General features: G+C 69.8%; 3 protein-coding genes. All 3 read left to right on the top strand.

All coding sequences use genetic code 11. From position 1 onward, the window contains the following. Positions 1-1,116, top strand: a 1,116-nt coding sequence (locus IF19_RS0134155) for a hypothetical protein (protein ID WP_030290279.1), incomplete at its 5' end; no start/stop codon positions are given. Further along, positions 1,109-1,717, top strand: coding sequence for a hypothetical protein (locus tag IF19_RS0134160; RefSeq protein ID WP_030117679.1), 609 nt, complete (start codon positions 1,109-1,111; stop codon positions 1,715-1,717). The genes IF19_RS0134155 and IF19_RS0134160, both read left to right, overlap by 8 nt. Positions 1,718-1,845: 128 nt before the next feature. Continuing rightward, positions 1,846-3,504: an IS1182 family transposase gene (locus IF19_RS0134165; protein WP_032748783.1), complete on the top strand. Its 1,659-nt coding sequence runs from the start codon at positions 1,846-1,848 to the stop codon at positions 3,502-3,504. The last annotated feature ends 96 nt before the right edge of the window (positions 3,505-3,600 follow it).

Here is a 3,600-nt window from a genome sequence, read left to right on the forward strand (position 1 = left end):
CCGCCGACCCCGCCCACCTCGGCCCCCGCACCCGCCGACCCCGCCTCGGCCCCGGCCCCGGCCTCGGCGTCGCCCGTCCCGGCCCGGGTGCCGACCCGCCCGCAGCGCCGATCCAAGAGCGCCGAGCGGGCGCAGGAGGACCTTCTGGGGATGATCCGGGACGCGGTCCGGGAGGAGGCCGAGCGCGCTGGCGGGGACGAGGAGGCCGCCGTAGCCGCCTTGGAGAAGCGGGCCGTTCCGGACGTCATGGATCTTTTCGCGGAGACGCGGTCGAGCGCCCGGTACGAGTACACCGCGTACCCGACACTGCCCGACATCCTGCACAAGCCGACCAAGAAGCGGCCGGATGAGATTTGGGAGGCCCGGCCGCGCTTCCGCCACCCCGACTACTCGATGCGCGCGGCCCGCGCCGACGTCAAGGTGACCGCCCTGGATACCAACGCCGCCTACCTGTCCGCCCTGAAATGCTGGCTGCCGATCGGGCGGCTGGAGCACACCACCGGCGCGGACGGCGTCGGCCCGAAGCGCTCGGGGGTCCACCTGATCACCCCCGCCCAGTGGGCCCACCCGCATCTGCCCGACCCCATCGGGGACCGCGACGAGCCCGGAGCCCTCTGGGTCACCGACGCCACCCTGCGCCTCCTGCTGCGCCTGTCCGGCCCGAAGTACGGCCTGACCGGGGCCCCCGAGATTCACGAGTCGTGGACGTCCGGGGCGACCGAGAATTTCCTCGACGCGCTGCGCAAGGCCCTCTCCGCAGCCCGGGACGAAGCCCTCACCACGCAGGACGTGCTTCTGGAGATGTACGTCAAGTCCATGTACTCGAAATTCGTGAGCACCATGGGGGAGTCGGACACGAACCGGAAGATCTACCGCCCCGACTGGATGCACATCGTCCGGGCGCAGGCGCACGCGAACCTCTGGTCCAAGGCGTACAAGGCGCACCAGGGCGGGCTGGAGGTCATCGCGATGCTGGGCACCGACGAGCTGCACGTGACCGGCGACCCCTGGAGCGTGTTCACCGAGGGGCGCGCCCTGTCCCAAATGAAGGTCAAGTACAGCGACGCCAAGGCGTCGGGCGAGTACCTGGTCGGAAAGGTGAAGACCAATGGCTGACTGGAGGTGGATCCACTTCGGCCACTACGGGGCCCAGGGGACGCCGGGTGGGGAGGCTCTGGGGATCGCCCTGGAGCGCATGGTCAGCGGCATCAGCTCCCCCGTGGACAGCGACCGCGGTTTCTCCGCCCGCGTCCGCTACCTCACCAAGACCGACGCAGGATATGAGGCGATGGACCGCGCCGGGGTCCACGTCTCCCCCCGCACGCTGATGGCCTGGCTCGCCGAGGAGCGCAAGCCCCGCAGCAAGGCGATGCTCGCCCGCGTGGACGCCGCCTACTGGGACCTGCGCCGCCGCAATGTGGCCAGGGACCTCAAGGCCCGGCTGCACAACGGCGGGCGCGGAACCCGGGTCGAGATCAACCCCGTCAACGAGAGCCAGGTCGACCGCAAACATCGGCGGGGGGAGGAGCTGAGAAGGCGCCTGTCCACCCGCGACGTCAACGTGCGCGACCTCGGCCTGTGGGACCGGGCCGTGGACGCCTGGATGGATGACGACCTGGTCGAGCTGGACGACGTCTGGCAGCAGATCTGCCAGGACCACCTGGGGACCGACTGGGAGGCATACGCCTACGTCGACTCCATCGGCTGGGACGCCTGACCCGCCCCCTGGAAGGTCCGCCCCCGGCACTGGAATGACACTGTTGGCGAATCGTGGGCGAGCGTGACGTCGGCCTTCATGACCCGTTGTGGTCGTGAAGGCCGACGTTGCGTTTGGGGAGGGTGTCGGTGTCGCTGCACGCGAGGAAGATCGGCGGGGTGCCTGAGGAGACGGCCCGGGTGGCACGGGCCGCGTTCCCGAAGGGCAGCCTGGCCATGCGGATCCGGGACGAACTGGGCGAGCTGTTCACTGACGAGGACTTCGCTGACCTCTATCCGCGCAGAGGGAAGCCGGCGTGGTCGCCGGGCCGGCTGGCGCTGGTGTCGGTCATGCAGTTCGCCGAGGGTCTGTCGGACCGGCAGGCCGCGGACGCGGTGCGCGGGCGGCTGGACTGGAAGTACCTGCTGGGGCTGGAGCTGGCCGATGCAGGTTTCGACCACTCGGTGCTCACCGAGTTCAGGGACCGGCTGATCGCGGGAGGCGTTGGGATCGAGCTCCTGGACCGGGTCCTTGGGGCCGCCGCGGAGCGCGGCCTGCTCAAGGCGGGCGGGCGTGCTCGCACGGACTCGACGATCGTCCTGTCCGCGGCCCGGCAGATCAATGGGCTGGTGCGGCTCGGTGAGACCCTGCGGGCCGCGTTGAACAGCGTGGCTGCCCGCGAGCCGGAGTGGCTGGCCGGCCGGGTTCCGTCCGACTGGTTCAGCCGGTATGCGATCCGGTTCGAGGACACCCGCCTGCCCAAGGGGAAGGCGAAGCAGACGGAGCTGATCGAGCAGATCGGGGCCGACGGGCTGAGGCTGCTTGCGGCCCTGCACGCCCCGGATGCCCCTGCGTCCCTGCGGCTGCTCGACCGGGTCCAGACGCTGCGGCAGATGTGGATCCAGCAGTACTTCGTCGACGACGGGCAGGTCCGACGCCGCGACCTCAAGGACCGCCCGCCGGGCGCGGAGCGGCTGGTCACGCCCTACGACACCGACGCGCGGGGCAGCGTGAAGCGGGGCATCTTCTGGGACGGCTACAAGGTCCATCTCACCGAGACCTGTGAGTCGGACCGCCCGAACCTGATCACGCACGTGGCCACGACCGACTCCACCGTCCAGGACGTGCGGCTGGTCGCCCCGATCCACGCTCACCTTGCCGAGCGCGACCTCCTGCCCGATCGGCACCTGGTCGACGCCGGTTACGCGACAGCCAGGGAAGTGGTCACTGCCCGCCGGGATCACAGTGTCGATCTGGTGGGCCCGATCCTCGCTTCCACCAGCTGGCAGACCAAGGACGGCGGCGGTTTCTCCCAGGCCGACTTCACCGTCGACTGGGAGACCCGCCAGGTGACCTGTCCCAACGGCATCACCACCAGCCACTGGCGGGAAGATCGCTCCCAGTACGGGGCGGCTGTGGTCTGGGCACGGTTCCCGACGGCTTCCTGCCGTCTCTGCAAGGCGCGAGAGCAGTGCACCCGTTCCAACAGCAAGTCGGACATGGGGCGCCGGATCACCCTCCGCCCACAGGCGGAGCAGGAGGTGATCCAGCAGGCACGGGCGCAGGAAAGCACCCCGGAGTGGAAGGAGCAGTACGCACACCGGGCCGGTGTCGAAGGCACGATCTCACAGGGAGTGCGAGCCTTCGGCCTGCGGCGATGCCGGTATCACGGCCTGGCGAAGGCTCGGCTGCAGCACCAGCTCACCGCCACCGCGATGAACTTCCACCGCCTCAACGCATGGTGGACCGACACCCCACGCGCTCGCACGCGCACATCCCACCTGGCAGCCCTCCGGCCCACCGAGTAAGAGGTCCTAACAGAAGTTGTTGATCATGTGACTGTCGGCCTGGCTGCTCGTTGGTCCGTTCGTGGCGAAGAGGAACTCCCGGCCGTGGATCGTGTC

It is taken from the genome of Streptomyces californicus (assembly GCF_000717645.1).
GTDB lineage: Bacteria > Actinomycetota > Actinomycetes > Streptomycetales > Streptomycetaceae > Streptomyces > Streptomyces californicus.